The organism is Dyadobacter ginsengisoli DSM 21015, from assembly GCF_059568735.1.
This window is the reverse complement of the sequence record NZ_JCANTY010000001.1, coordinates 1,378,662-1,402,936: the sequence shown is the minus strand read 5'-3', so window position 1 is coordinate 1,402,936 and position 24,275 is coordinate 1,378,662. Positions and strand designations below refer to the sequence as shown.

The following is a 24,275-nucleotide window of genomic DNA, read 5'->3' as shown; positions in this document are numbered from 1 at the left end:
TCCTCAGTGCACTATTTTAAAAACCAGCTCGCGAAGCAATTCTCCTTCAGGAGTGCTCACTCCATCCAGCCCCTTTAGCCGGCCGTCGCATTCCCGCAGATAGTGAATGATATTTGCCACTTTCGGCATGGGATAGTTTCGGGCTGCCAGCAGATAATCCTTTACAAAATAGGGATTAACCCCCAATTCCGCAGCGAGGCCTTTCTCCGACTTGTCCCTTGCGGCGTGTGTCAGCAGTAGTTTGGAGAAAAAACCGAAAAGAATGATCAGCACCGGAGCCAGCGGATTATCTTTGGAATTGGCCGAAAAATACGTGGCAATCTGATTCGCTTTCATCACGTCGCGGTGCATCAGTGCTTTCTGGAACTCAAATACATTGTACTCCTTGCTGATCCCGACAAACCTTTCAATCGCCGAAGCGTCGATCCCCTCGTCCACACGCAGGTTCACCATGATCTTGCGGATCTCGTTGGACAAGCGTTTCAAATCATTACCTATATTATCCACCAGCATTTGCACAGCTTTGGGACTGATTTTGACCCCTTCGTGCTGGCAAAATGCCGCTACCCAGTCCGGGAGCTTGTTGTCATACATCTTTTTGGACTGCACGACCACGCCGTGGGTATTGCAGGCTTTGATATACGATTTTCGTTCGTCCGCATTGGCATGAAAACAGAAAACCAAAACAGTGCTCGGAACAGGGTTTAATGCGTAGTCTTCCAGCCGTTGTTGTTGCTCCTTTTGCTCTATACCAGTCAGCTTATGGGCTTCTTTAACCAGCACCAGTTGACGTTCCGCCATAAACGGAAACCGCCGCGCATAGCTTAAAACCCCTGCTACGTCGGTATCCTTCCCATACAATACAAACTGGTTGAACCCACGTTCGGACTCCGGTACGACCTTATTTTCCAGCTCCTCGGCAATGGCGTCGATGTAATAAGACTCATCACCATGCAGGAAATAGAGTGGTCTGAACTTCTTGCCTTTGATTTCTTTAAGAATGATATCAGGTGTTTGTGCCATGGATTTGCTGATTGCGGCCGGAATCGGGCCGGGAAGCAAATTTACCGCCCGTGCGGAATTTATGCGGCATTTTCTGAGATAAATTGCCCGGCATGGCTGCGCAGGTCAGGAAAAAAAGAGATGAATTTGCCGTAGTAAAATGCCTCATTCGTCCGCAAATCACTGACAGCCTCATAAATAGGTGCCAGAAAATCTGCCCGGCGTGAAAGCCGTCGAAATGTAGTGTCGATCCCTTCCAGGGTCTCGTAGGTCGTAAGCCAGTCCTGTCTGATCATCGAACGCACCATTGGCACCATCGTTTCGGGAATCAGATGTTCATTTTTTTCGATTACTGAATACATCCGGTGCGCGTATACAAACAGAGGTTCCGAATGATATTTCTGAAAGTTTTTGGCCAGAAAATAATCGAAGTAAATGTCCATGACAATTCCGGCCAACTTTCCATGCGTCACGGCGGCCACATCTTTCGCGTCGAGCACATCAGGGTGCTTGTCGGTATAGGAATCAATAAACCGATGCAATTTCAGCCCGATCACGTAATCGGGATTCCAGTTTGCAGTCTTTTCATCAGTCAAACGCCCCTTGATGAAATCACCGACATAATTTCCCATCATCACACCCTCATTCTCGCCAGACAGCAAAATATGTGCTAAAAAATTCATGTAAATGACATTTTGACAAAATTGCCGTACGTTTGTTCCCGTACTCTTGCGGGGAACAATTCTTTCACAACAACCATTATTTTAATCAAACTAGCAAATGAAAGTCGAAAAAAATAGCGTCGTAGCCTTAACATATACCCTAAGTATTCCCGACTCCGATGGCGAAACGGACGTTGTGGAAGTGGTAAACGAAAACGACCCGATGTACTTTATCCATGGTATCAGCGGTCTGCCCGAAGGCTTTGAGACACAGATCGAGGGTTTGTCCGCAGGAGACGCATTTGATTTTACCGTCACACCCGAAGAAGGTTACGGCGAATACGACGAGGAGGCTGTTGTGGACCTGCCCAAAGCCGTATTCCAGACCGATGAAGTGAACCAGGAGGAGCTTCTTCAGGTGGGTAACATCATCCCTATGACCAATGAGGACGGCGAAAGGCTGCACGGTCAGATCGTGGAGATCCGCGATGACGTAGTGATCATGAACTTCAACCACCCACTGGCTGGAAAAGAAATGCATTTCTCAGGAAAAATCCTCTCCATAAGAGCTGCTACTCCCGACGAAATTAGCCACGGACACGTGCATGGCACGGGCGGTGTTCATCATCATTGATGTTAATTTTGAATGATTGAATGAATTTTGGATAGAAATTCATTCAATCATTCAGACATTCACTCACCAGGCACATACTGCTCCACCTCCACACCGAAACGCCTAAGAAACTCAACGCCCTCTTCTACCGCGATACCTTTATAAGCAGCGTACGAATGGAGAAAGATCACTTTTTTGATCTTCATCGTATAAATCACCCTTGCACAAGCGATACATGGCGCCAGTGTCACAAACAGCGTCGCTCCTTCGATATTCGAGCCGTTTTTGACTGCAAAAAGAATGGCATTCTGCTCGGCATGCAATGCCAGCGAACAGCTTCCCTTCGCGTCGCGGGGGCAGCCCACACCCGGAAATTCTTCATCACAGTTATGCGTCCCTGCCGGAGGGCCATTGTAGCCGATCGAAATAATCCGGGTATCCTTCGTTAGCACTGCACCGACCTGGGCTTTTATACAATGGGAACGCTTGGCAAGGTTTTTTGCCAGGTCCATAAAAATCTCATCAAATTCCGGCCGCAAATTCGTTGTAGATAAAGTCATTCTCTTTGTTAATCCAAATTCGGGTACAAACTTAGGGAAATGGCGGATGGATTCAACGCTGTTTGAAAAGTATGACCAAAAGCATCTTGCTCGCTCTCTTGCTGATCGTAACCCATTCTCCGCTTCTCGCACAGCAGGACAGAGCGATTGTCACTCTCACAAAAGACCCGGCCGGGCTTTTTAAGTCCTATAAGTTCTTCATACAGAACGTAGAAGACAAACGTTCGCAGCCAGGCATCGCGTTAGGAAAAGTGATTGCGCTCGGAAAAGAGGTACCGGTCACGCTCGCAGGAAAAGCAGAAGACGAGCTGTTCGCTTACTGGTCTTTCCTTGCGCCAAAAAAAGAGCAGACATTCCTACCGCTATACATCACTGTCAGAGAGCTTTCCGTCAGCGAAAAGCGTGTGGCTCCCAACCGCGTTACAGGCGAGGTCAAATTGAACGTGAGCTTCCGCTGGTACCGGGATATGCAACCCGTGGAATTGACCGGATACCAGACAGCCGCGAATTATACCCGTCCGGAAACAGCTTTCACACACGACAAACTGATCAAGCAGCTAGTGGACCAAGCATTGAGCCATTTTAATAAGTGGATGACCACTAATGCCGGGAAGAATCCCGCACTGGCCCGCAACCTGGTACTGACGTTCAAGGAAATAACCACGGCAGCTTCCGAGGATACTGTCTTTTACTCGCCCAAACGTCCGTTAATCTGGGATGATTTCAAGGTCAGGAGCGCCAAACCCGGGAGCCGTTATGCTGCGGCTGTCTTCACCAGTTTCGGCTACGAGGGCCGCTCCTATCCCAAAGACGACCACCTCGTCGTGGAGATCGGCTTGAAGATCTTTATGGTCAAAAGCATGTCGTGGGGCCGACCTGAATCGCGCAATGCGGGCACTTTACGGCACGAACAGATCCATTTTGATATCACCAGACTGGTGGTAGAGAAGTTCAAGGAGCGGCTGCGAAAGGCGGAACTAACGATTGAAGATTACGACAGCGAGATCCAATACCAGTTTCTGGAATCCTTCCGGGAAATGAACCGCGATCAGGAGCAATATGACGGAGAAACCGGTCATGGACTGAATGCATCAATGCAGGCGGCGTGGGACCAGAAGATAGCGCGGCAAATAGAGGCGATCTATGCTGTTCAATAGTATCGACTAACGCTTTGCGCTGACAAACACGACATTTTGGATTTCCCTTGTAATGGCATAGTTCTTCACATTAAAATCATAGGCGAGGGTATCACCAGGAAATGCTGGATCGCTCACGACGTAGAGTTGGTTTCGTCTTTTGAAACTCATCACTTCATGCTTCCGGATCCGGTAGCTCATATGTTCGTCGATGGTAAATGTCAGCAGGCTCCCTGCCATGGATACACTTGCAAAGATGAGCATCAGCATCACCGATAATTTGAAGTATGTATAAAGCCTCGAATGCAGCGTATACCAGGCTGTGAAGAGAATCATATAGAGCAAAACGACCTCCAACACATTCAAATGCAGGTTTTCCAACAAGTGCCCCGGCAGTGAACGGGGAAATGCGGCTGACCAGTCTGTAAACCGCGCCGAAAGCTCTACCACCTGACTAACAAACCATTGCAGTGGATGCGCATGGAAAATCGAAACTACCAGCAGCAGGAGTGCCGCGGGTAAAAGGATGTTCGTAAATGTGATCACAAATGGATTCACCAGCCAGAAATAGCTGGGAAACTGGTGAAAATAAAACAGGCTCAGGGGAAACGTCGTCAGTTGGGCAGCAAACGCCAGCGCTGAAACCTGCCAGATAAACCTAAGCAAGCGGTTGGACGGCATAAAAAGGCCGTAAATTGGATTATAGAAAAGGAAAATACCAGCCATCGCCAGGTAGGACAACTGAAAACCTAAGTCATATAGTGCGTTTGAATCGACCAAAAGAATAACCAATGCTGAAAAGGCGAGCGTGTTAACCGGATGATGCTTTCTGCCCGTTACCTCGGCAACAACCAGCACCAGGCACATCAGCGTTGCTCTCTGGACCGACGGCGACAATCCGGTAACCAATGCATAAAAACCCAGCAACCCGGTTACTACCATCAAATAGGGCCCATTCCCATAGCGCCAGCGGCGGATCCAGCCTAAGGTTGCACTGATGGCCAGGAAGATGATCGCTACGTGCATTCCGGAAACAGACAGGATGTGTACTGCACCCGAAATGACGTAATCCCCGACCTGTTGCACGCGGAGATCGTCTCGTCTGCCCAGCAGCATCGCCTTAACTAAGCCATAGGCGTTGGCGTCCCGGATATTTTCCCGAAAGCGGGCATCTGCCCAACCAGAAACCGCAGCCGGCCAGTAATATGGCGACGTACTACCAGCGCCCGGTAATATTCTGAATGCGTTCGCTTTCACATAGCCTGAGAAAAGAATACCGCGGTTTCGCAAATATTGCTGATAATCAAACTGTTCAGGATTTGCGGGGGCCGGGGGGACCTGCAGGGCTCCTTTCACGACGATACGGTCGCCAGGATGAGGTAAGGAACCAACACGATCCGGGAAGTAAATAAGCGCAGGAGTGGGAGAATCGATCCATCCGTTAACTGTCTTAAACTGTCTGGCTATCACTTCGAAACGGATCGAATTTTCACGCTTCTCCGGTAACGTGGTGACCTCCGCCAGGTAATATGAATGTTTCAAGGCCTGAATTTTGCCCAATTTCCGATCCTTTGACGCTTCATCCCACATTTTGCACCCTGCGCCTAACAGTACCAATGTCAGGGCCAGGACAACACCGAGCGCTGTCATCCTTTTCAGCCGATATAGCGCAACGGAGGCAATGCCCGCCAGCACTACCCCACTAAAAACAAAAACGACCGGATCATGCCCGGACGCGTGCATTGCATCGCCAGACAAAATGCCGATCGCGAAGAATAAAACTACGCTTACAAACGGAGCGCGTGATAGCATGTGTGATTATCGTACAACAAAACGTTTGGTAACTGTCTGGCTAGCGGTAGTAACCTTGTAATAATACAAACCGCTTGGGAAGTTTTTAACGTTGAGGTAGGTACGGTTCATAACATCTTCAATAACCTTTTGTCCTTTTTGGTTATAAACGCTAACCGTGTAATTTTCAAAATCCGGCACAAAAACATTCGCTGTCAGGGTTTCCCGGACCGGATTTGGGTAAATATCTACAAGCAGATGATCCGTTGTGATTTTGGAATACTCCACCATTTTAGCTCTGCGGGGGCTCAGCGCAAGTACAGCGTGCATTCGCTCCTTCTGATCATTGGTAAAAATACTCATACACACATCCGGCGAATAATCCATGTAGTTTTCAATCATGTTGCGGGTAATAACATTACTCCGGCATTGCGAATAAACTGGCGAACAGGATATATCCGTGGTTTCGTTCTTGGTGTTGGCCACAGGTGTATCGTCGCAGTAGTCCGTACCGCAGGTAGAATCGCCCCAAATGTGTATCAAGCCCAGCCAATGCCCTACTTCGTGTGTAGTCGTACGCCCGAGGTTATAAATCCGGCTGGTAATGGCATCGGAATTTCTTCCGAAATAGCGGAAGTCGATGATCACACCGTCCGTCAGCGCATCGGTTTCCCCGTTCTCCGTGGTTGCAAGGCCATTGGTGCGGCTGTTGAGCTCTGTCACGACCGGAAACTGTGAAGTACCCAGGTACCGGTCGTTCAGCCTCGTCACCCAGATATTCAGATAGCGGTTGGTAAACCATGCCGGTGAAATCTCTGCAAGATCGTCGGCATCCGTAATGGGGCTGAACTGCGAAGTCCCGTTATAAGTCCTGACAATTGATACGAGTTTGAACCGGATACCCGTATCTACTCCCAGTGAATCAGTATAAAACCCCTTGTAACCCGATGTGTTGCCGTAATCTTCGTTCAATACGTCGATCTGGCTCTGAACCTGTGCGTCAGAAATATTTCCGTTGCCCGCCCCCCCGATGACATTGTCGGACCGGTTGTGCACCACATGCACCACGACCGGGATCGTCACGATCTCCCCCGCAGCTATACGCGCCCGAGAGCTGAGGCGTACATAATCCTGAATAGCTGCCTCCGACCGTTGCCTGAGGTTTCGCAGAGAAGGGTTTTTCATTAACCTCACCGAATCCCGCTCTGTGCTTGCACAACGCGTTACAAGCGGGTCCTGCGCCCTTCCGGGCGCAGTGACCAACAACAGGCAGGCCAGCAGGATACTAATTTTCAGATTTTTCATAGGCAGCAAGTATATCCTTCACCAAACGATGCCTTACCACGTCCGATCCGTCAAGCTCCACAAAACTGATCCCCTTGATACCTTTCAGGACAGTCAGCGAATCTATCAATCCAGATTTCAGATTTTTTGGAAGATCGATCTGCGACTTGTCACCGGTGATAATAGCCTTGGAACTCGGCCCCATCCTGGTGAGGAACATCTTCATCTGCATCGGTGTCGTATTCTGGGCTTCGTCGAGCAGGATGAATGCATTATTCAGTGTACGCCCCCGCATATAAGCCAGCGGAGCGATCTCGATGACCCGGCTTTCCAGGTATAGTTTCAGTTTTTCCGGAGCGATCATGTCGTCCAAGGCATCGTAAATGGGCCTCAGGTAGGGATCGATCTTTTCTTTCAGATCACCAGGCAGAAAACCCAGGTTCTCCCCTGCTTCCACAGCCGGGCGGGTGATAATGATCTTTTTCACCTCCTTATTTTTCAAGGCTTTAACAGCAATGGCAACGGCGGTGTAAGTCTTTCCGGTACCCGCAGGACCAATCGCAAATACGAGGTCGTATTTGGATGCCTGCTCCACAAGCAGCCTCTGATTGGTCGTTTTGGCCTTTACTACAAGGCCCTTGTTGCCGAAGAGAATGACGTCATCGTCGTCTTCCCCCCCTGCCACGGGCATCTTGCTGACACCGTTGAGGTAACCCTTGACGTTGTCGTTTGTTATTTTACCATACTTCTGATAATGCGCCAGAAGCGAGTCGATTACATCTGTGATTCGGATAATTTCGGGGGCTGTCCCCTGGATGCGGATCTCGTTTCCGCGTGAAATGATTTTACTTTCGGGGAAAGCGGCGGCCACCTCTTTGATATTCGAATTGTGAATGCCAAGAAAATCGACCATGGATACGTCTTCGAGTGTGATGATTTTTTCCAGCAAATGAATCGTTGTTTAATGTTTGTCTATTGTTTGTAAAATTTAGTAATAATAACCAACATTTGTAAAACATAATCGTCGAAAAAACAATTATTCTTCCAAACAGGAAAGCAAAAAATCGACGTTTTCCAATCAAGTCTTTCATTATCAGCCCGGCAGAAAAAAGTCGCTCCACTGAAAAAAAATTATTGCGCCAAACTGCCATTCCTTTCTTTCTCCGCAGGACTCCAATGATTAACTTTGTCTTAATATGGAAAACGAAAAGGCACCCAACAACTATCCCAGGAGCGGCTCTAAGGCTGGCAACGGCACCAAAAGAGCATTCGGCACCCGTACACCATCTATTGATCAGAATTTCAGCAAGTTACCTCCTCAGGCCATCGACCTGGAAGAGGCAGTTTTAGGCGCTTTGATGATCGAAAAAGATGCTTTGACGGCCGTGGCGGACATCCTCCGTCCGGATAGTTTTTACAAAGAGGCGCACGTTCGCATTTACACCGCGATCGTCACACTCTTCGCCGATTCCGAGCCGATCGATATGCTTACGGTTACTTCCAAATTACGGAGTACCGGAGAGCTCGAACTGATCGGTGGCGCATCCTACATCATGGAGCTGACCAGCAAGGTCAACTCCGCCGCCAACATCGAATTCCACGCCCGCATTATCTCGCAGGCTTATATCAAAAGGGAGCTGATCAAAGTGGCGTCCGAGATTCAGCGCGAAGCTTATGAAGATACTACTGACGTGTTCAGGCTTCTCGATAAAACCGAACAATCGCTCTTCCAAATATCTGAATCCAATATCAAGAAAAATTACGCCGACATGGGCGCGCTCATGCGCCAGGCCCTTGCCGAACTGGATCAGAAAAAGAACAATAAAGACGGGCTTACCGGTGTCCCTTCGGGTTTCAGTGCGCTCGACAGGCTTACCTCGGGTTGGCAAAAAACGGAATTGATGATCCTTGCGGCACGTCCGGGTATGGGTAAAACCGCATTCGTCGTTTCCTCCCTGCGGAACGCTGCTGTGGATTTCAATATGCCGGTCGCGATATTTTCGCTTGAGATGTCCTCGGTACAGCTGGTCAATCGTTTGATCTCCGCAGAAGCCGAGATCGACAGTGAGAAAATCCGGAAAGGAAGCCTCGCGCCCCACGAATGGGAGCAGCTGCACCACCGCATTCACAGGCTTACCAATGCCCCCATTTATATTGACGACACCCCTGCCCTGTCAGTACTTGAACTGCGGGCCAAATGCCGCCGTCTGAAAGCCCAGCACGATATTCAGATGATCGTTATCGACTACCTCCAGTTGATGACCGGAGACACCGGGGGCAAAAGCCCGGGTAACCGTGAACAGGAGATTGCGATGATCTCCCGGTCTTTGAAAAACCTGGCAAAGGAGCTCGACGTACCGGTAATCGCGCTTTCGCAGCTGAGTCGGGCCGTTGAGACGCGTGGTGGTGAGAAAAGGCCGCAGCTCTCCGATTTGAGGGAATCCGGTTCGATCGAGCAGGATGCGGATATGGTAATATTCCTGTACCGACCTGAATATTATGGCATTACAGAAGACGAGGCAGGGAATTCAGTAGCAGGTATCGGTGAAGTGATCCTGGCCAAAAACCGGGCCGGTTCACTGGATACCATTCAATTACGATTTATCGGAAAATACACAAAGTTCGCCGATCTCGATTCAGGATTTACGCCGGCCCCATTCTCCGTGGATCGTCCAATCCAGACCTCCAACCCCATTTCCTCATTCGAAAGCCAGGCTAAGCCAACAGCACCCGTAGGCGGAACGCTCCGCAGCCGGGCCAACGATCTGAGCAATTTCGACTACAAAGGCCCGGATTCCGAACCGCCGTTCTGACGTTACTTGGTACGAACATTCAGACCGACAGTGTGGTCAGGAGTAGTCAGATGTGACTTGACTATCCATGACAACACCTGACCACATCTGACTATTCTCTCCTAATTGCGCCGAAGCAGCAACGCCACATTTTCGACGTGATGCGTATTCGGGAACATATCGACTGGTTGCACACGCGTGACTTCATAATCTTCCGACATTAAGGCGAGGTCGCGTGCCTGCGTAGCTGTGTTGCAGCTCACATACACGATACGGTCCGGGGCCGCTTTCAAAATGGTTTCCACCACGGGCACATCCATTCCGGCGCGGGGCGGATCAGTAATGATCACGTCCGGTCTGCCATGCGTTTGCAGGAAACTCTCGTTCATGATCGCGCGCATATCACCCGCAAAGAACGAGGTGTTGGTAATGCCATTCAATTGGGAATTAATACGTGCGTCCTGCACTGCCGCCTCCACATATTCCACACCTACCACTTTCTTCGCCCTGCGAGCCACGAAATTGGCGATCGTGCCCGTTCCGGTGTACAGGTCATAAACAGACTCATTGCCCGTCAGGCCGGCATATTCACGCGCCACATTGAACAGCTGGTAAGCCTGCTCGGAGTTCGTCTGATAAAACGATTTCGGCCCCACCAGGAATGTCAGATCCTCCATGGTCTCGCGGATCACCTTTTCACCTGCATAGTGGACTACTTCCTGGTCCTGATAGGAATCGTTGCCTTTGAGGTTCACGATATAATTCAGTGAAGTGATTTCCGGGTGGTTTTGTGCTACAAATTCCATTGTTTCACTGATGATCTCATCATGCTTCTGCCCGAATTGCACGATCACCATCACGTCGCCAGAATTGGCTGTACGGATGATCACGTTGCGGAGTACGCCTACATTAAAACGTACATCGTAGTAAGGGAACCCTTTTTCGTTCCCAAACCGGTTTAGAGAGTTCCGGATCGCGTTCGAAGGGTCCGGCTGAAGGTGGCATTGTTCGACGGTAAAAATCTTGTCGAAGCGCTTGGGAACGTGAAAGCCCAGCGCATTCTTCGTAAATGGCAGCCCCGAATCCAGTTGCTCTTTGGTAAGCCAGCGCCAGTTCGAAAATGTAAATTCCAACTTATTACGATAATATTCAGTCTTAGGGGCAGCAATGATCTCATTGATGCTCACATTCCTGATCTTACCTATCCTTTCAAAATGATCTACCACCTGCTGCCTTTTGAACCGGAGCTGATGCTCGTAACCGATGTGCTGCCATTTACAACCACCGCAAACGCCGTGGTGTTCGCAATAGGGTTCTGTACGTAAATCCGATAATGAGTGGACTTTGGTCACCATGGCTTCCTTCAATTTCTTCTTCGTCCTGACGACCTGAAGATCGACTATGTCACCGGGAGCCACATCTCCTTCTACAAAGATTACGCCGTCTTCCGATTTAAATATACATTTGCCTTCTGCCGCAAAATCGGTAATTTCAACGTACTCGTACTTGTTACTCTTAGACATTATTTCCTGTTTTAATTACTAATCCCAATATCCTATCGGATCAATTTTACTGCCGCATCACTCCATGAAAAAACGGTTCATCTTATATATTCTGATGCTGTTTGCCATTTGCGAAGCCCGTGCGACGCACATCGTCGGTGGCCAGCTCTTCATCACCGAAAACCCCAACAGTTATTACAACTATAACATGGGCCTGACCATGTACTTCGATGCGCTGAATGGTAATCCCGGCGCCGAAGACGAGTTTGTCACGATTTATGTTTTCAGAAAGCGCGACAACGTGGCCATTGGTTGGCTTGAAGCCCCAAAAATAGAACGAAAATCGGTCACCTACGCTAACCCGCTCTGCGGAATCTCAACGCTGCAGACTTACATGATCACTTATAGCAGCACTTTGCACCTCGAACCCACCGAGTTTGCAGATTCGCAGGGTTATTATATGGTATGGGACCGGTGCTGCCGAAACGGCACGATCACCAACATTCAGGCTCCCGGCGATGCCGGTAGTCTCTTCTATCTCGAATTCCCCCCGCTTTTTAAAAACAACGCCAATTTCAAGAACTCATCGCCCGTTTTTCCGGCAATCAAGGGTGACTATGCCTGCGTAAACTCCCCCTTTTTCTTCGACTTCGGCGGCAAGGATGCCGATGGCGACAGTCTGGTTTACTCGCTCGCAACACCCATGCAAGGTTTTTCGGATAAAACCAATCCAAGCGCACAGGCGCGCGGATCCTCGAATTACCCGCGACTGACGTGGATCAACGGCATTAGTGTAAGCAATATGATCCCCGGCCCGGATCCTTTGAAAGTCAACCGGTTCACGGGTATGTTGTCGGTAACAGCCGGTGCGGTGGGCTTGTATGTGTTTGCCGTTCAGGTGGATGAGTACCGCAACGGACAGAAAATAGGCAGCCTGACCCGTGATTTTCAGCTAAAAGTGGTGGATTGCCCTAAAATGGACCCACCGAAACTGCTGTTCAAGCCAAAGGGGAAAAATACATATTATACAGAAAATGAAATCATTACTGTCAAAAAAGACGATCCCAATTGTTTCGAGGTCATGGTAACCGACCCTACGATCAACCAGATCGTCAGTGTGGATGGCCACGCGGTAAACAATTCGAAAGATTACTTCACGCTACTGCCTGCGCAATTCACCACCAGGGTTGCGAACGACACGCTCAAATTTCAGATCTGCCTGGAAGAATGCTTCATCACCTACGACAACCGTCCCATTAAGATCCAGCTCGTGGCACAGGACGGAAGCTGCCCTTTTCCGCTTACCGACACGTTGAGTATTTATATCCGGCGCGAAAGCAGCGGAAACAATGCGCCGACAGTCACCACGTCGCTCACGAGCGACTACGTACACGTGACCGCGGGCGTTCCTGTTACCTTTACTGTGTACGGAAAGGACAAAGACAAAGATAACCTGGCACTATCGGGCCGGGGCCAGGACTTCAATATGGCCGATATGGGTATGGATTTCAAGCCCGTCAGCGGCAAAGAAGCCATAGAACAGAAGTTTACCTGGGTACCGCCCTGCAACGCAAAGAAGGGCGACACCCTCGCCGTGGATTTCAAAGTAGAGGACATGCGCTGTGAAGGTAATCCGCTGCCGGTGGCAAAACCGGTCTATTTTATAGTCGATCAGTCGCCAAACAATCCGCCAGCCGTTACAACCTCCCTGCCCACTCAGGAAATCACTTACCAGATCGGCAGTTCGGCCGGTATCATTTTCGACGTGCTGGCGTCCGATCCCGATACGAATACGATCGTTCTGACAGCCGCGGGAAGAGGATTTGACATGAAAGATGCCGGCATGATCTTCGAGGCGCGATCAGGCGTTAAATCGGTCACGTCTCCATATGCGTGGAATCCGGAATGCACCCTACTGGATGGCCAGCCAGAACAGACTTTCATGATCGACTTCGTAACACAGGATAAAAGCTGCGTTGCGGCCGCCGATACAACCACGGTTAAAGTGACGATTAAAGACAATGGTTCATCGCCTTTCCCCGAATTCCCCAACGTGATTACGCCAAACAGCGACGGCAAAAATGACTGTTTCGTCTTCCAGGAACTTCCCGCCGACAACTGCACCGACTTCTTCAAGGACGTGACGATCTTCAACCGCTGGGGCAAACAAGTGTATTACTCCAAGGTCCGGCCCAATGATTGGTGCCCCGACAAAATCTCTGCCGGCTATTACTATTTCGTCGTCCAGTACACTAAACGCTCTTACAAGGGTGGATTGACTATACTTAAATAACTGAAATTAAACCATATAGCCCGGCACTTTCAAAATGAATGTACCGGGCTATATGGTTTATATGCTACATAATATAAATACATTTCATACATTATATATTATCAATAAGTAATAATCTAATTATAATATATAAATGTATAGAATGTATTTAAAGTTCTGCTCTATATGTGAAAGTTCTCCTACTCCCCCGATGTCTGCTGTACTGCCCTCTCCGTTTGTCTTGACAAAAGATCCATTTCTTGGCAGCACACTTCCTCCCTGCTAAAGATGCGAACATTCTAAATGCATTCCATATACAACTTTTTATACTTTCTATTCTTTTTATACTATTAATAATATTAATTATATTTAAATGAATTAAAAAATTTAATACTTTTAATACATATCATACTTTATTTCATCGCCAAAAGCGTCAATATACTGATTCACAAATCATTAATATCTATACAACTTCCTACTCCACCCAGCTCTTCTACTTCTAGTAACCATGCAACGCGCCTGGTCAATTCCCCGTCTTTCAAAAAGATAAAAAACTAGTGAATAATTAATAAATTTTTTTAATAAATTACCTTTAATTTAGGCCCAAGTAATTCTAAGTATTATCCAACTTTTTGCACAAAACAAAAAATACTGCACGTACCTCAAACCATTGTACTATGAAGAAAATGTACCTCTTACCCAGTAAGTCGTTACCAGGCTTGCTGTGCCTCCTCCTCGGATGTTGCCTTTCACTCCACGCCCAGAATGTCAGGGTTACCGGGACCGTTACTTCTGCATCTGACAATACTACATTGGTCGGTATTGCTGTACTGGTAAAGGGCACCAACAATGGCACCACGTCTAACGCAACAGGAGAATACGCCATTACGGCGCCCTCAGGTGGAAGTCTTGTCTTTTCGTTTGTCGGCTTCGAAAAACAGGAGATTGCGATCAACAACCAGAGTGTGATCAACGTTGTGCTAAAAGAAGACAACCAGCAACTTAATGAAGTCGTTGTAACTGCGTTTGGCGTTAAGCGTGAGAAAAAACAACTCGGCTATACGGTTTCCGAAATCAGCGGAAGCAAAATGGCCGCCACGAACGAGCTAAGCCCGATCAGCGCGTTACAGGGACGCATTCCCGGCGTGCAGATTGACCAGGGTGCAGGTGGCTTAATGGGCAACACCAAAATCCTGATCCGCGGGAATTCCACACTGGGCGTCAACAATCAACCTATTTTCGTGATCGACGGCGTCATTCTGGATAACGATGTTTACGACGAGAAATCGGGACCGCGCGACTTTGGGAATTCGCTCAAAAACCTCAATATGGAGGATTTTGAAAGCGTTTCAGTGCTGAAAGGATCCGCAGCGGCTGCATTGTACGGCACAAGGGCGATCAATGGGGTGATCCTGATCACAACCAAAAAGGGTACGCAACGCAAAGGCATTGGTGTAAGCGTTTCCCAGACTTTCAATATGCAGAAACCCTACCGGAGCCCGGATTTCCAGAATGAATATGGTGGCGGTACCGTCGGCGCGTTCTTTACCGACACCCGCGAACCGAACTACAAACCCGATGAAGGCTGGACAACCAAGGTATTTCCCACCAATGCACAAGGCCAGCCTTACATCGATCGGCAGGTGAACCGGGAGCTGGAAAATTGGGGACCACGCTTTGCAGGTCAGCAAGTCGTTGATTATGACGGCAAAATGACCACCTACCAGGCTTATCCGAACAATTACCTCGATGCATTCCAAACCGGGAAAGGCAGCCTCACGAACGTAGCCATCGACGGAGGCAACGAGCGTTCAACGTTCCGCTTCTCCTACAACCGGGTAGATAGCCGGGGCATCAACTTTAAAAACACCCTGGGTAAAAACGCTTTCAACCTGCGTGCGACCCAGAACCTCAATAAGTTTCTCGTAGCAGATGTGACAGCCGATTACACCACTACGGAAGGCGCCAACCCACCGTCCCTCTCGCTCAATAACTACATCTGGATATTTCCACGCAACTACGATACCAACTACTGGATGCAGCGCCAGAACTACATCGGCTACACGGGTGGCATACGCAATACAAGCGACATAAACGAACCCAACCGGGTCCCCGGGGCCGATTATTGGTTCAACATCTTCGAAAACAGCTACCTTCAGCGCGAACAGATGGTCCGCGGACGGCTGGCGCTGACAGCGACCATAACGGATTGGCTCAAATTGCAGGTGGAAGGCAACTTCAACAATCTGTACACAAAAAGCGAGATCAAAGAGCTTGGCCAGGGCACCAACTTCACAGGCGGCCGCTATGCGCTTGGCCATTCGACCAAGCAGACCAACTTTATGAAATGGCTCGCGATTTTTAACAAACCCATTACCAAAGACCTGGATTTTAATGGCTATGTGGGTGGTGAGTCCCAGTCTTACAACCTCTCGTTCAACAATGCGGAAACGGTGGGCGGGCTCTCGTATCCCGGCAATTTCTTCCTGGCCAACTCAGTACTGTCTCAAAAATCGGAAGGTGGTATAAAAACACGCCGATCGTATAAGTCGTTATACGCCAGCGCCGATTTCGCATGGCGGGAGCAGCTGTTCCTGCAAACGACCTGGCGCAGCGACTGGTCTTCCGCATTGACATACACGAATGGATCCGGCAATAACTTTTACAGCTACCCCTCCGCCAGCTTATCCTGGGTTTTCTCCCAGACATTCCATTCAAAACTTCCCAACTGGCTGACCTATGGAAAACTGAGAGGGAACGTGGCAGCATTGGGCGGAGATATCGACCCATTCCTGCTCAACCCTGGGTTTGCATTCAAGGGTTATACCAATGCGGGCGGCTTCGGCGATCAGGCGTTATCGACTTTCAACTCTCTTTCGGCATTACAGCCTAACATCAAGCCATTGCGGAAGATCGCGAAGGAAATCGGCCTCGAACTGAAAGTGCTCAACAACCGCCTGGGGCTGGATCTCTCGGTATACCGCGACAATTCCCGCAACCAGCCTATTCCGATCTCCGCTGCGGTCGAAACCGGGGTTAATAGCATCCTTATCAATGCAGGGAACATCCAGAATACAGGCATCGAGATCGCACTCGACGCCACACCCATCAAAGTTGGTTCCTTTACCTGGAACAGCACCGTCACCTTCTCCCGTAACCGAAATAAAATCATCGAGTTATATGGCGATCGTGAATATTATGCGCTGGCCGACGAATCCGGTGGCGGTAACGACCTCATTCCCTACGCGAAGGTGGGAGGCGCATATGGCGTGATCCGTACGAAGATCGCCGCCGCACGTTTTCAGGGCACCGACGCTGCCGACCCGCGCAACGGCATGCCCATTCTTTCCTGGCGTGGGGACGCACGCGCAGCGTTCCCCGCGCGTAGCAATGAATGGAAAGACGTCGGCGATATCAATGCCAAATTTCGCGGCGGATGGGATAATACATTCACTTATAAACGCTTATCACTCAACGTACTTTTCGATGCCAAGATCGGTGGCGACATGATCATTACCTCGCTGCGGTACGGAACGCACACGGGTGTTTTCAAAAACACACTGCAGGGCCGCGATGCCGACCATGGCGGGATCGTGTTTACCAGCAAGTTTGACGGTAAGTCGTATGACGACGGAATCATCCCTGAGGGTGTTTTTGCGACAGGACAAACCGTTACCCAGCCCGACGGCAGCAATGTCAATGTGGGTGGTATGACCTTCCAGGAAGCCTACGACAAGGGCCTGGTTGAGCCTACGCATCTGCCCCAGTACAATTATCGTTATGGCTCATTCTCCACCGCAGTGGGCGACTACTGGATTTCTGAAAATTCCTGGATATCGCTGCGGCAGGTTTCACTGAGCTATCAGGTTCCGCAATCGATTTGCGAGAAGATGAAGCTCAATACATTGTCTGTCAACTTTGTAGGACGTGACCTCCTCTACCTGTACAACACGTTGCCCCTGAATTTCAATCCAGCGTCCAACTATTCGAACAGCACGGCGGTGCAAAAGGAGGTCGGTTTTATACCGCCGATGACCCGTGCACTGGGTGTAACGCTGCGTGCATCATTCTGATAGTTCCGGTTTTATTTTTAACATGATCTTACAATGAAAAATATACTCTTGAAATGGGCATCCGGTGCCGTACTGGCGTCCGGTTTACTATTCGCATCGGCCTGCGAAAATGACTTCGGCGATATCAACACCGACCCGAGCGTCGTCATCACGCCGGATCCGAAATTCCTCTTTACCTACTCGCTCAACAGCCTGGAAACCTACCAGGGCGCCGAATGGATATGGGAAAACCTCGAACAGCTGCTGCGTTTTTCACAGCATCTTACCACGGATCCTTACGAGCTTTCGACCAATATCAATTCACGCTATTCGGCCTACTATTCCAATATTTTGCCGAACCTGATCGAAATACGCAAGCAGATCGACCTGAAACCCAACAAAGAACGCTACCAAAAAATGCGGGCTGCTACATACGTCGTGAGCGTCCTGCACGGGCTCCGCGTCACAGATATGAATGGCTCGATGCCCTATTCGCAGGCGATCGAAGGCCGCGATAAGCAGAACTACACGCCTGAATACGATACCCAAAAAGCGCTGTATGACACCTGGCTCACCGAATTGAACGCAGCCATTGCGGCATTGAGCGCTGATGCGGCCGATCAGGAAAACTACGGTAATGCGGATATCATCTATCACGGTGACTGGATCAAATGGGTGAAAGCGGCCAATACACTGAAACTGCGCATTGCAGTGCGTTATGAGGGCCAGGACAAGGCCAAGACCCAGCAGATCTTCAAGGAAGTAATGGAGAATGCGATCGGGCCGATCGTCGCCGATGCCGACCAGTTTGCCTACATCGATCCGGATAACGGACCCATTGGCGGCGATGTCGATTACCGGAGCACACGCTTCGCTACCAGGTCGATCATGACGTTCCTCAAACAGACGAAAGACCCGAGAATGGTTATTTACTTCGCGCCGAATGACTTGACTACTAATGCATTGGATTCACTCAAAAAGTACAATCAGCCTTTACCCGCGTTCATCAACGCGGCCGATCCGCTGATCCGTTACCAGGGCGGCCCCGCCGACTGGACTACCGATCCGACTGTGGCGGCATTTTACAAAAACTCATTGAATGCGGGTAGCAATAAATATGTCGTAATGTCCACCATCAATAAGGTCTTCTTTGCACCCACGCGCAACAACGCAAAGGGCACCTTCCACGATTACATGCTTACCAGCGCGGAAACGTGTTTTTATATTGCCGAGATGATCCAAAAAGGCTACGCCAGCGGCGTCAACACCAAAGGCACGGCAGAAGAATGGTACAAAAAAGGTATCACATCCTCACTGCGGACAATGAACACCATTGCCGTAGCCGCCTTGTCGACCACGGGACTTACTGCCAATGCGGCCGATGCTGAAATCGCGACCTATCTGGCACAACCTGCCGTGAAATTCAACGGAACCAATGACCTGGAAAGAATCTACATCCAGGAATACCTGAATTTCTTCCGCCTGCCGACAGAAGCATTCACCTTCGTTCGCAGAACCGGTTATCCGAAAAATGGCTCAGCTTATTACCCACGTGATTCCTTTAATGAGGTCATTCCGCGCCGCTATTGGGTCGATGAGCCGCCACTGGGCACTAACAACGCCAATTGGCAAAAAGCGCAGACAGAGCAAGGATTTACACCCAACGACCGTACCGCTCCCACGCTGAACAGCCAACGCCTGTGGTTCGATAAAAATAACCCGGCATTCGGACAAGGCAAATAGCAGTTCGGACGTATACAATGCCCAGAACTTTGTCTGTTTAAATATCTTGTCAGTCTGAGCGCTCCGCCCACCCGGTACGCTCAGACTGACTTCCTCCCTACTCCCCCTCCTCCCTCATCCCCTTTCACCCCTACTCCCTTTCATCCCTTCCAAACTTTCCCAAAAACCTTGCTTTTCTAAAAAACTTCCCGCACTTTTGTACTGTAATAATAAAAGTTACAGTATGAATAGCGGGCGGTTTGCGATTTCTGTGCATATACTCACATTGCTTACTTTTTCGGAAGAGGAATGGACCTCGTCGGAGTACCTGGCGGGGAGCATTAATATTAACCCGGTGCTGGTACGCAAGGAGTTAAGTAATTTGCGCGAACGCGGACTGGTGCTCAGCAAGGAAGGAAAATCCGGAGGCAGTCGTTTGGCGAAACCTGCGGGCCAGATCTTCATGTCGGAGGTCTACGAAGCTGTCAGGCAAAAGGACCTGCTGGGCAAAGGCATCAACTCCCCCAACCCGGATTGTGCGGTCGGTCGCAAGATCAACGATCACCTGGATAGTTTGTACGACACAGCCGAGCAGACATTACTCGCCAGCCTCGGAAAGGTTTCGCTGGCCGACTTTTGCCAAAAATTCAGTTAATTCTATTCAAAACTGTAACATTTTTAATTTCAGTAACATTATAAACTCTAAAACAATCACTTATGAAAATTGCATTGATCGGCGCTACCGGATTTGTTGGTACCCAGGTTTTGAAGGAACTCGTTTCACGCGGTCATCAGGTTACCGCCATTGCACGTAACATCGCTAATATCGACGTCAGCAGCGCATTGGTTACGCCAAAAGCGGCCGACGTAATGCATGCCGGCGAAGTAGCGTCGGCAGTAGCCGGGCACGATGCTGTGATCAGCACCTATAACGCGGGCTGGACTAACCCTAACATCTACAACGACTTTCTCGCCGGCGCAAAAGCGATTCACGCTGGTGTGAAGCAGGCGGGTGTAAAGCGGTTTCTGACCGTGGGAGGAGCCGGAAGCCTGGAAATCAAACCCGGTTTGCAACTGGTAGACAGCCCCAACTTCCCTGAAGAGTATAAGCCCGGCGCGACAGCCGCAAGAGACTACCTCAACATCCTGAAAACAGAGACCGAACTCGACTGGACTTTCCTGAGCCCGGCGATCGAAATGCATCAGGGTACCTCGGGTGTACGCACAGGCAAGTACCGCACAGCGCTGGACACCCCGGTCTTTGACGAGCATCACCGCAGTGTCCTTTCCGTGGAAGATACGGCAGTAGCCATCGTGGATGAAATCGAACAAAACAACTTCATCAAGCAGCGGTTTACCGCCGCAGCCTAATTATCCTTACTATTCATACCAAATGTTTTGACCATATATTTCGTATGAATAGCTTTATATAAATTATACATATCTACCATTTATTACTTTTTATATTTTATAAATGATAGATACATTTTGAAAGTTATATGCATTTGATATATTCCAGATGCGTATAACTTTTCTGATGCTACGGCCATACCGTTCCTTTCTCTCCACTCCACCCTTTCAATACTAATCAATTTAATCATAAGCATATAAAATATTAAAAGTATTTAACATAAAATACTTTTAATTAATAACATACTATTAAATGTATTAAAAGTACAAACACTAACTATCTACTTATCAATACATTACAAACAGGAAGTTTCATTATCTTCGCTTCTTTGATTCTCTTCATAGCTGCAAAAACTACATCGGATTCTAAATCAAGCATGGCTTTTTGTTAAATTTACAAAAGGGAAAACATTCAAATCCATGATAGACAACGAGACATTTTCATCGACAGACCAGCTTGCAAAGCTCTCATCGAATGTACTTCTGGAGAAAACCGGCAAGGGTTGGGATACCTGGATCAAGTGGCTTGACAAGGCAGCCGCTGAAAATCTGACTCACAAAGCGCTTGTATCGATGCTCGAAAGCCATGTAGAAAGTATGTGGTACCGACAGAAAATTGCGCTCGGATACCGGGAGGCTAAGGGCAAACGCGAATTAGGGGAGATTGCTTCCGGATACGAAGTCGGTATCCGGCACACCTTTCCCCTCACTGCAAAGCAAGCCTGGCAATTCATCACATCCCGAGAGGCTCTGGACATCTGGCTCGGGCCGTTGAAGACCGGCAAGTTCCGGGAAGGCTCTTCATTTGAAACGACCGATGGTCTTACCGGTACGATCACCGTGCTCGGGGTTCTCATTTACGGATGTCGTGGCAGCCTGCACAGTGGCGCCACAGCTCAATCTTGCAGATGCGTGTCATGGCAAACAAGGCGAAGGATGTCGCTAAATCCGCAATCATTTTTCACCACGAAAAACTCCCCGCACCATCCGACCGTGTAGACATGAAAAAGCATTGGGAAGAAAAACTATCCGGCCTGGCTGAAATTATTAAGGGAAAATAAGGTTCTTTGTACCCCATTTTACAGCCACCAATTATAAGTCTGATGAAGTTTCGTGTTGCCGGCCTTTTTTTACTTTTTATACTTTTAAGCCATAAAGACCTTTTCGCCCAGCGATTCCTTATGGATCTTGTGGATACGACCAACCACATGGGGAAAGGAATGCTTTCGATTTACGAAAGGTATAATCGCGTGAGAATCAGTGGTTATATTCAGCCTCAATTTCAGTACATTACCAAAGAAGGTGCAGAAACATACGCCGGCGGCAATTTCTCCGGTCTTTCCAACAACCGCTTCATGCTCCGTCGCGGGCGCCTGCGTGTGGATTACGCGCACATGAATAAGAACGATAACCCGACATCTTATTTCGTATTTCAGTTTGATGGCACGGAACGCGGGGTAGCAATCCGCGATTTCTGGGGGCGATTCTATGAGAATAAGTTCAAGATTTTCGCGTTGACCACCGGGATGTTTGCACGGCCGTTCGGCCATGAAGTCAACCTGTCATCGGCAAACCGGGAGACGCCTGAGCGTGGGCGCATGTCGCAGATCCTGATGAAAACGGAACGCGACATCGGTTTAATGCTCACCGTTACCAGCCGCAAGGATCGCGAATGGTTCCAAAAGCTGAAATTCGACCTCGGTGTATTTAACGGCCAGGGTATGTCGGGGCCAATGGATTATGATAGCCATAAGGACGTGATCAGCCGCCTCAGCCTTAAACCTACCAAAATCCGCGCATTGGGTAATGCGACCTTTTCCGCGGCTCTCTCCGGATATACAGGCGGTATTGTAAGCCAGGGAAACATTCTTTATCGAACGGAGCGGCGCGGCAGCGAGTATCAGGCCGTCCGCGACTCATCCGCATCCAACCTTCATAAACTTACACCCAGGAATTACGCCGGGGCAGACTTTCAGCTCGCTTTTCCCAACGCCAAAGGAGAAACTGAATTTCGGGCAGAATACATCAAAGGAAAACAAACCGCGACTTTCGCTACCAGCGAAACCCCGGGCACCTATCCGGTCACCAACAGCATTAAAGACCCGCTCTATACCCGCAGCTTTAATGGGGCCTATTTTTACTTCCTGCAAAACCTGTGGAGCCTGGACCATCAGTTTGTTATGAAATACGACTGGTATGATCCCAACTCAAAGGTTTCCGGCAAGGAAGTATCTGCCGCCAATGGATTTGGTAAAGCCGACCTTCGCTATAATACCTTAGGTATGGGCTACATTTATATGGCAAACGAATCCCTCAAATTTGTCTTCTACTACGAATTCGTACGGAACGAGAAGTCGGCGCTCGCTGGTTACGAGAGCGACGTTTCTGACGATGTTTTCACGGCCCGTGTCCAATACAATTTCTAACCTGCGAACCGCTCGGTAAGCACTTTTTTACGGTAAGCGAAGATCGCGGCTATCTCCCTGTTGACTATCAGGCGATCGACGATCGCACCAACGAACCCGAACGCAACTTTGTAATGCAGGATATCCTCCATCAGCACACCACCGTCCACTGCGGTGAAATGGTGCTGATGGTGCCAGAATGCATAGGGGCCGAAGCGCTGCTCATCTATAAAATATTTATTGTCAACCACATGTGTGATTTCGGTGCACCATTTCAATGGCAGCCGCCAAAGGGGCCGGATTATGTAGCGGATAATCTGCCCGGCGTACATTTCATTTCCGTGATGCGATGATGTCACGACAAAACCCATATGCGGCGGTGTAATGTGTTTCAGGTTATCGGGGTCGGAGAAAAACGCCCACGCCTCATCCAGAGGGATGGGTAAGAGCTGTGAAAAATATAGTTCGCGCATGCTTCTCTGTTTGATCTGAATATACGTTAAATATTTAGACCAGCCCGGGGTCAGCGCCCGGCTGTTTCTGGCACAGTTTTCTCAACATTTCATCTTATACTTAATCCCGAATAACATGAACAGAAAACAGCTTGCAACCACAACCATTTCTATCCATGCAAGCCCTTCTGCGGTATGGAAGGCGTTGGTAGAGCCCGAACTCGTCAAAAAGTATCTCTACGGCACCGAAATGCGGTCCGACCTTGAAATAGGGAGCCCGATTACATTCGAAGGGGTCTGGCAGGGCCAGCACTATGTAGACAAAGGTGAAATCCTGGAAATCATTCCTGAGCGCGTGCTCAGCTATTCTTTCTGGAGTCCGCTTTCCGGGACCGAAGATTTTGAGGACAATTATACACACGTAACTTTCCATTTGTCGGATTACCACGAAAACACCACACTGGTATTAACGCAGGACAATCTGGAAGATGACGAGGCCGTCGTAAAGGCCGAAGGGAACTGGATGACCGTGCTGCAGAATCTGAAAAAGGTTGTGGAGAACGAGAGGCTGCACGTATTGTAAAACGAATTGCGGTATCGTCAAACCTGCCTATCGACAG

General features: G+C 49.1%; 19 protein-coding genes. 11 read left to right on the top strand and 8 right to left on the bottom strand.

What is annotated here, in order from left to right:
* Positions 1-3 precede the first annotated feature (3 nt).
* Both holA and BP71_RS05195 read right to left on the bottom strand, forming a co-directional pair.
* On the bottom strand, positions 4-1,023 hold the full coding sequence (gene holA / locus BP71_RS05200; RefSeq protein WP_496377307.1) for a DNA polymerase III subunit delta: 1,020 nt from the start codon (positions 1,021-1,023) through the stop codon (positions 4-6).
* A 59-nt stretch (positions 1,024-1,082) separates the two neighbouring features.
* Entirely contained in the window at positions 1,083-1,685 is a 603-nt protein-coding gene (locus BP71_RS05195) for an acyl carrier protein phosphodiesterase (RefSeq protein ID WP_496377305.1), read from the bottom strand.
* Positions 1,686-1,782: 97 nt separating this feature from the next.
* Here BP71_RS05195 and BP71_RS05190 point away from each other — a divergent pair, with 97 nt between their 5' ends.
* Entirely contained in the window at positions 1,783-2,298 is a 516-nt protein-coding gene (locus BP71_RS05190; protein WP_496377303.1) for an FKBP-type peptidyl-prolyl cis-trans isomerase, read from the top strand.
* 59 nt (positions 2,299-2,357) lie between these two features.
* On the opposite strand, the gene BP71_RS05185 is transcribed toward BP71_RS05190, so the two are convergent.
* A complete protein-coding gene (locus BP71_RS05185) occupies positions 2,358-2,837 on the bottom strand; it encodes a deoxycytidylate deaminase (RefSeq protein WP_496377301.1) in 480 nt (159 codons plus the stop codon).
* A gap of 71 nt (positions 2,838-2,908) precedes the next feature.
* Between BP71_RS05185 and BP71_RS05180 the strand changes: the two genes are divergently transcribed.
* Positions 2,909-3,994 (top strand): DUF922 domain-containing protein, encoded by a 1,086-nt coding sequence (locus BP71_RS05180; RefSeq protein ID WP_496377299.1) that lies wholly within the window; start codon positions 2,909-2,911, stop codon positions 3,992-3,994.
* A gap of 6 nt (positions 3,995-4,000) precedes the next feature.
* Here BP71_RS05180 and BP71_RS05175 read toward each other — a convergent pair whose 3' ends face one another.
* Genes BP71_RS05175 through BP71_RS05165 form a run of 3 tightly spaced genes read right to left on the bottom strand, consistent with a single transcriptional unit; the run spans position 4,001 to position 7,997 of the window.
* Entirely contained in the window at positions 4,001-5,785 is a 1,785-nt protein-coding gene (locus tag BP71_RS05175) for a ComEC/Rec2 family competence protein (protein WP_496377297.1), read from the bottom strand.
* 6 nt (positions 5,786-5,791) lie between these two features.
* Complete coding sequence (locus tag BP71_RS05170; protein WP_496377295.1) at positions 5,792-7,069, bottom strand: T9SS type A sorting domain-containing protein; 1,278 nt, start codon at positions 7,067-7,069, stop codon at positions 5,792-5,794.
* Positions 7,050-7,997: a PhoH family protein gene (locus BP71_RS05165; RefSeq protein ID WP_496377293.1), complete on the bottom strand. Its 948-nt coding sequence runs from the start codon at positions 7,995-7,997 to the stop codon at positions 7,050-7,052. Before BP71_RS05165 ends, BP71_RS05170 begins: the two co-directional genes overlap by 20 nt.
* Positions 7,998-8,244: 247 nt before the next feature.
* On the opposite strand from BP71_RS05165, the gene dnaB reads away from it, so the two are divergent.
* A complete protein-coding gene (dnaB, locus tag BP71_RS05160; RefSeq protein WP_496377291.1) occupies positions 8,245-9,861 on the top strand; it encodes a replicative DNA helicase in 1,617 nt (538 codons plus the stop codon).
* Positions 9,862-9,962: 101 nt separating this feature from the next.
* On the opposite strand, the gene rlmD is transcribed toward dnaB, so the two are convergent.
* On the bottom strand, positions 9,963-11,363 hold the full coding sequence (gene rlmD / locus BP71_RS05155) for a 23S rRNA (uracil(1939)-C(5))-methyltransferase RlmD (protein ID WP_496377289.1): 1,401 nt from the start codon (positions 11,361-11,363) through the stop codon (positions 9,963-9,965).
* Between the two features lie 64 nt (positions 11,364-11,427).
* Here rlmD and BP71_RS05150 point away from each other — a divergent pair, with 64 nt between their 5' ends.
* From BP71_RS05150 to BP71_RS05120, 7 genes are all read left to right on the top strand, one after another.
* A complete protein-coding gene (locus BP71_RS05150; protein ID WP_496377287.1) occupies positions 11,428-13,635 on the top strand; it encodes a T9SS type B sorting domain-containing protein in 2,208 nt (735 codons plus the stop codon).
* Between the two features lie 656 nt (positions 13,636-14,291).
* Positions 14,292-17,687, top strand: a complete 3,396-nt coding sequence (locus tag BP71_RS05145; protein ID WP_496377285.1) for a SusC/RagA family TonB-linked outer membrane protein — start codon at positions 14,292-14,294, stop codon at positions 17,685-17,687.
* 33 nt (positions 17,688-17,720) lie between these two features.
* On the top strand, positions 17,721-19,409 hold the full coding sequence (locus tag BP71_RS05140) for a SusD/RagB family nutrient-binding outer membrane lipoprotein (protein ID WP_496377283.1): 1,689 nt from the start codon (positions 17,721-17,723) through the stop codon (positions 19,407-19,409).
* A 223-nt stretch (positions 19,410-19,632) separates the two neighbouring features.
* Positions 19,633-20,043 (top strand): Rrf2 family transcriptional regulator, encoded by a 411-nt coding sequence (locus BP71_RS05135; RefSeq protein WP_496377281.1) that lies wholly within the window; start codon positions 19,633-19,635, stop codon positions 20,041-20,043.
* A gap of 62 nt (positions 20,044-20,105) precedes the next feature.
* On the top strand, positions 20,106-20,759 hold the full coding sequence (locus tag BP71_RS05130) for an NAD(P)-dependent oxidoreductase (protein ID WP_496377279.1): 654 nt from the start codon (positions 20,106-20,108) through the stop codon (positions 20,757-20,759).
* A gap of 459 nt (positions 20,760-21,218) precedes the next feature.
* A complete protein-coding gene (locus tag BP71_RS05125) occupies positions 21,219-21,797 on the top strand; it encodes a hypothetical protein (RefSeq protein ID WP_496377277.1) in 579 nt (192 codons plus the stop codon).
* 104 nt (positions 21,798-21,901) lie between these two features.
* Positions 21,902-23,224, top strand: a complete 1,323-nt coding sequence (locus BP71_RS05120) for a putative porin (RefSeq protein WP_496377275.1) — start codon at positions 21,902-21,904, stop codon at positions 23,222-23,224.
* Here the strand turns inward: BP71_RS05120 and BP71_RS05115 are convergent.
* Entirely contained in the window at positions 23,221-23,676 is a 456-nt protein-coding gene (locus BP71_RS05115) for an SRPBCC family protein (protein WP_496377273.1), read from the bottom strand. The genes BP71_RS05120 and BP71_RS05115 overlap by 4 nt on opposite strands.
* A gap of 115 nt (positions 23,677-23,791) precedes the next feature.
* On the opposite strand from BP71_RS05115, the gene BP71_RS05110 reads away from it, so the two are divergent.
* Positions 23,792-24,238, top strand: a complete 447-nt coding sequence (locus tag BP71_RS05110) for an SRPBCC family protein (RefSeq protein WP_295928598.1) — start codon at positions 23,792-23,794, stop codon at positions 24,236-24,238.
* Positions 24,239-24,275 lie beyond the last annotated feature (37 nt).

Excerpts from the sequence above, each read along its gene's own strand:
- holA (WP_496377307.1), bottom strand. The coding sequence starts at position 1,023 with ATGGCACAAACACCTGATATCATTCTTAAAGAAATCAAAGGCAAGAAG.
- BP71_RS05195 (WP_496377305.1), bottom strand. The coding sequence starts at position 1,685 with ATGAATTTTTTAGCACATATTTTGCTGTCTGGCGAGAATGAGGGTGTG.
- BP71_RS05190 (WP_496377303.1), top strand. The coding sequence starts at position 1,783 with ATGAAAGTCGAAAAAAATAGCGTCGTAGCCTTAACATATACCCTAAGT.
- BP71_RS05185 (WP_496377301.1), bottom strand. The coding sequence starts at position 2,837 with ATGACTTTATCTACAACGAATTTGCGGCCGGAATTTGATGAGATTTTT.
- BP71_RS05180 (WP_496377299.1), top strand. The coding sequence starts at position 2,909 with ATGACCAAAAGCATCTTGCTCGCTCTCTTGCTGATCGTAACCCATTCT.
- BP71_RS05175 (WP_496377297.1), bottom strand. The coding sequence starts at position 5,785 with ATGCTATCACGCGCTCCGTTTGTAAGCGTAGTTTTATTCTTCGCGATC.
- BP71_RS05170 (WP_496377295.1), bottom strand. The coding sequence starts at position 7,069 with ATGAAAAATCTGAAAATTAGTATCCTGCTGGCCTGCCTGTTGTTGGTC.
- dnaB (WP_496377291.1), top strand. The coding sequence starts at position 8,245 with ATGGAAAACGAAAAGGCACCCAACAACTATCCCAGGAGCGGCTCTAAG.
- rlmD (WP_496377289.1), bottom strand. The coding sequence starts at position 11,363 with ATGTCTAAGAGTAACAAGTACGAGTACGTTGAAATTACCGATTTTGCG.
- BP71_RS05150 (WP_496377287.1), top strand. The coding sequence starts at position 11,428 with ATGAAAAAACGGTTCATCTTATATATTCTGATGCTGTTTGCCATTTGC.
- BP71_RS05145 (WP_496377285.1), top strand. The coding sequence starts at position 14,292 with ATGAAGAAAATGTACCTCTTACCCAGTAAGTCGTTACCAGGCTTGCTG.
- BP71_RS05140 (WP_496377283.1), top strand. The coding sequence starts at position 17,721 with ATGAAAAATATACTCTTGAAATGGGCATCCGGTGCCGTACTGGCGTCC.
- BP71_RS05135 (WP_496377281.1), top strand. The coding sequence starts at position 19,633 with ATGAATAGCGGGCGGTTTGCGATTTCTGTGCATATACTCACATTGCTT.
- BP71_RS05130 (WP_496377279.1), top strand. The coding sequence starts at position 20,106 with ATGAAAATTGCATTGATCGGCGCTACCGGATTTGTTGGTACCCAGGTT.
- BP71_RS05125 (WP_496377277.1), top strand. The coding sequence starts at position 21,219 with ATGATAGACAACGAGACATTTTCATCGACAGACCAGCTTGCAAAGCTC.
- BP71_RS05120 (WP_496377275.1), top strand. The coding sequence starts at position 21,902 with ATGAAGTTTCGTGTTGCCGGCCTTTTTTTACTTTTTATACTTTTAAGC.
- BP71_RS05115 (WP_496377273.1), bottom strand. The coding sequence starts at position 23,676 with ATGCGCGAACTATATTTTTCACAGCTCTTACCCATCCCTCTGGATGAG.
- BP71_RS05110 (WP_295928598.1), top strand. The coding sequence starts at position 23,792 with ATGAACAGAAAACAGCTTGCAACCACAACCATTTCTATCCATGCAAGC.